Here is a 3443-nt window from a genome sequence, read left to right on the forward strand (position 1 = left end):
GAAATAATTGAAATAGACTGATTCTGATTCCTTCTCAAGGAAGAACGAATTTTATTGCACTTATTATTCAATTCCCAAGGTGATCTTGGCCCACTAAGTTTAAGTTCAATACGCCCATCTCCACTTCTTCCCATCCAAGTCCATAACCGATCCGTTAGGCTTTCTATAGCTGCCCGAGAGTAATAAAGAGTATCTCGTTTATCATCATTAGCAAATGCCTGCAGGGCTTTAAGAACGTAGTTCTTTGAGGGAGGATTAGTATCAACACGTAAGTGATGATCCCCTTGATGCGGCAAGAATTTATACAGTGCTATATCACCTGCACGTGCCACACCCAGCTCTTGTTGGATTCTATGAAGGAATTCCTCAGCGTGAGAAGTTAAGATGACCTGCTTTCCATCCAAYAAACCATCTTCGAAGAATGTTCTCCAGATTCCATTTCTATGGTCATCATCAATAGCATTTACTACGTCATCAAAAATAACTAGAGAGCAGCCTTCTTCAATATTCTTTGCGAGTAGGATAGCCAACCCCAAACACTTAATGTGTCCTTCGCTAAGCAGTGTTAATGCATCATAACGAACCCCTAATTGCCCCTGAAACTCAAGTTCAATCTTCCCGTTTTCAGCAACTGGCAACCAAAGGTTTTGCAATAAGTCTACTGGTAAGTCGTCACGATTAAATGAATTGTATAGGTCGCGAGCTCTCTGCCCCAAACCTTGAAGCAATTGAGATGGTAGATTGCTTAGATATGATTGGACCTCTTGTAAAAAACCATCATATGACCTTTTAACTCTGTTATGAAATGCGACTACTTGCGCCTCAGAAGCTACAAGTTCAATCAGCTCTCTATTAGCCTCGTCAAAATTAGCAACAGTAGTTCTTGCTTCTGCAAGTTCACTTTCTGCAGTTTGTCGTATTAATTTTGCCCTCTCTATCTCGATTCGATATTCATCAAGTCTAGTTCTCTCTTCAACTAGCTGTTGGCGCTGAGCTAGTGCTTCGCGAGCCACAACATCTAATCTTTCGATTTCAGAACATAGATTTAGCAATGCATTCCAACATTTATTATTGTCATTAACCCATGTCTGAAGCCAGTGGCCAGTTGATGTTGGCGGCAAAACTGGAAGCGCATTCTCTCTTAGCATTTGAGGGCAAACTTGAGCTGCCGCATTAATTGCATTAACCATCAATTGATGTAAGTTTCGCAACGACTCACTCAATGCGTCACTATGTTCTTTTGCTTGTTCTTGCAAATCAGCTAATTCACTAAGTTGTTCAAGACCATTGACTGCGGCCTCATATGGATTTTTAACTACGGACWGGAGATTAGTGCCACATGCTGGGCAGTGATGTGGACTTGAAGCAGATAACTGGAGTACTGATTCATATAGTTGTTTATATGACACTTCGCCTGCACGACGAGCCAATTCAGTATTAATACCCTGCAATTTACTATTTATAGCGAACACTTGATTAAACGCTAATGTAAGCTGATCTGAAGTTAGGCCGTAAACAGTTGGTGACGGAGCATCAAGCAGAGATTGAACATATGGTAAGCGACCTTGCTGATCCTGACTTCCAACCAACCACAGTTTAACAGCTTCATAGTTGCTTCCTGGCTGAATTCTTTCTGCAATTTGGCCTTCATTTATATTAATTTGTATAAGACGCTGCGGAAATTCCTGGATAACTTTTTCTGCACTTGCCAATGCATATCGTCTTATTGCAAGCTCTTGTGTTCGTTGACCAGTAAGATTTAGGTTCTCATCAAGAGAAGGATTAAATCCTCTAACAAAGTCGGAGAATTGGTCTATACCAAAAAGCGTAGCTATTAATTGTCTTTGATCACTTGGAGTTCTTGAAGCAATTCGAGCAAAATCATCAAGTCTGTTTTTTTCTATAAAACAAAACCTATACTTTTCTTCATTTGGCTCAAGGTTTATCGGAGGATTATTTACATTTACTATTGATATAACAGGTTGACTATATCGCCTTAGCCTTACATTGCTACAGTAAGTGTTATGGTCAATCCGCTTTACTTGGGCTTCACTTATAGAACCTAATAGCGCCGTTTCTAGAGCCTCACAAAAACTACTTTTCCCTGTCCCATTGGCACCATAGACAAGTGTAATTGGTTTACTTAAGTCAAATATCTCCTGATTCGTAAAACCTCTAAATGGCCCCACGATCAATTGATGCAGACGACCAATATTATTGCCATCTGCATTAATATTGTTAAATTCAGGTAACTCAGGCGAGGTTTCTGTAAGTTGGTTTATTGCAATCGGAGCTAATCTTGACGACCGAGCTCTGCGAGCACCACCCACCTGTGCTAAGTGTGGCAGATTTGAATATATTAGATTTGCCATTCGACGAATATCGTCATCTACAGGTCTTACAGATAGCGACTCCAAAAATCTTTGATATTCAGCGATAACGCTGGCCATAATACTTCCTTAATAGTTCGAATATTAGTTTTTAACTGCCGATGCGGTGAAGGCACATAACATTTGAGTTAAGGCGCGCAGCGTCCCAGTGAGCGAACGACTTTAGGCCCCACTCGAGACTCCTTGATACAGAAGGCTCCACTGGACTRCCACCTTAGGCAGCTGGAGATTTCCAATTCGCGAGACAAGACGAAGGACTGCATTTGCCCGATGGTGTTCTTGCCAAGCAACTAGGAGCAAAGGATCGTTGAACACGGCAACGGTGCCACTTTTGGAGCCAACAGCGACTGTGATCGGATTAATGCCTTTGCTCTGGCAGAAATTGAACAAAAGTGAGTCGAAGGTGGTTGGCGGTGTATGGTCTACAGCACAGTTACCCCGATACAGTGCCTCTCCTGTGATGGGACACACTGAAGAACTCACGAGCTGACTGTCACGAAAGCCTYTGATCTGATCTTCGACACCGTTCCTAGCTGCACTACGAAAATCTCGCAGCCCCTGCGGAATCAGGTGTGCTGTACGAGTGCTAGGAATTAGGCGAATTGCATGGGGGAACGATATATCAATTGTGCCTCCGCCATTGCGCACAAGAACGAAGCAGCGAGTGCCCTGAATGGTGGTTTGAGTTGAAATCCCAACTACCCCACCTGCTGTCTTCTGTGTCCATTCGTCATGGTGCCTGAAGAGATCCAGCAAAAACGGCAATGCGCTGTCACTGACAAGRCTGCCATCAGGTGTTGCGGAGAGAATCTCGCGACAACGGGTCGTGACGTTTTCCTTGGTTCTGAATAATTCATCCGCGAGAACGTATGGCATGGCTCTGAAAATGCTCCTTGGGGCCTAACGATCATAACGCAACGGCGCGCATTTTCCGTGTCCGTTGCTGTGGCTTGTTTTGTAAGTGACAGATTACGTAAGAAGTGCGCATAATGATGGGCTATTTAACTTCCTTGTATCTGAACTCTCCATATTCCGCCAACATAGAGAATGTTT

The 3443-nt window shown here is 43.0% G+C and carries 2 protein-coding genes and 1 pseudogene; 1 reads left to right on the plus strand and 2 read right to left on the minus strand.

Translation table 11 applies throughout. The features are described from left to right. Positions 1-2450: AAA family ATPase (locus L5L94_RS21680; RefSeq protein ID WP_263165012.1), on the minus strand; the 2450-nt coding region annotated here is incomplete at its 3' end. Positions 2451-2697: 247 nt separating this feature from the next. Here L5L94_RS21680 and L5L94_RS21685 point away from each other — a divergent pair. Beyond that, on the plus strand, positions 2698-2880 hold the full coding sequence (locus L5L94_RS21685; RefSeq protein WP_263165013.1) for a hypothetical protein: 183 nt from the start codon (positions 2698-2700) through the stop codon (positions 2878-2880). 125 nt (positions 2881-3005) lie between these two features. Here L5L94_RS21685 and L5L94_RS21895 read toward each other — a convergent pair. After that, a pseudogene (locus tag L5L94_RS21895) lies at positions 3006-3266 on the minus strand (DUF3223 domain-containing protein); the annotation flags it as partial. Positions 3267-3443: the final 177 nt, after the last annotated feature.

Source organism: Shewanella sp. SM21 (assembly GCF_025654335.1).
GTDB lineage: Bacteria > Pseudomonadota > Gammaproteobacteria > Enterobacterales > Shewanellaceae > Shewanella > Shewanella oncorhynchi.